An 816-nucleotide genomic window follows, 5' to 3' on the forward strand; every position below is an offset into this window, starting at 1 on the left:
TTTCTGTGCCGCGTTGATGCGGGCGAGCGCGGCCTTGGTGACGCGGTCGAGGATGACGGCGAGCAGCACGATGCCGAGGCCGGCGACGAGGCCGACGCCAAGCTCCAGGTTGCGGATGCCGCGCAGCACCAGCACGCCGAGACCCGGCGCCGAGACGAGGCTGGCGATCACCACCATGGCGAGGCTCATCATGATCGTCTGGTTCACGCCCGCCATGATGTTGGGCAGCGCCAGCGGGATCTGCACGCCGAAGAGCTTCTGGCGGTCGGTCATGCCGAAGGCGTCGGCGGCCTCGATCACGTCCTTGTCCACCAGCCGGATGCCGAGATCGGTCAGCCGGATCACCGGCACGATGGCATAGAGGATGATGGCGATGCCGTAGAGCTTGGACTCGGTCACGCTGAACAGGAAGATCAGCGGGATCAGGTAGACGAAGGGCGGCAGGGTCTGAAGCATGTCCAGCACCGGGATCGTCATGCGCTGCATGGTGTCGCTGCGTGACATGGCGATGCCGATGGGCACGCCGATGAGCACGCAGAGGAAGGCGCAGACGAAGATGATCGAGAGCGTCTGGATCGCGTAGTCGTAATGGTCGATGAAGGCCAGCAGCATGACGCAGATGGCGACGAAGCCCACCAGCTTCACCGAGCGGGTGACGGCGTAGACCACCGCCAGGATCGCCGGGATGACGATCCACCAGGGCACGGTCAGCATGGTGTAGAGCGCACCGTCCAGCGCCCAGCTGAGCGGCTGCGTGACCGGGTCGAGCACCACCTGCAGGTCGTCCTTGACCGCCAGGAACCCCTCTTCGAGGCC

The 816-nt window shown here is 65.4% G+C and carries 1 protein-coding gene; it reads right to left on the reverse strand.

Annotation, left to right across the window (positions count from 1 at the left end):
• Nucleotides 1-816, reverse strand: an 816-nt coding sequence (locus ACQ5SP_RS16490; protein ID WP_430939503.1) for an ABC transporter permease, incomplete at both ends; no start/stop codon positions are given.

The organism is Rhodovulum sp. YNF3179 (genome assembly GCF_050586465.1).
Lineage (GTDB): Bacteria > Pseudomonadota > Alphaproteobacteria > Rhodobacterales > Rhodobacteraceae > CAJXYS01.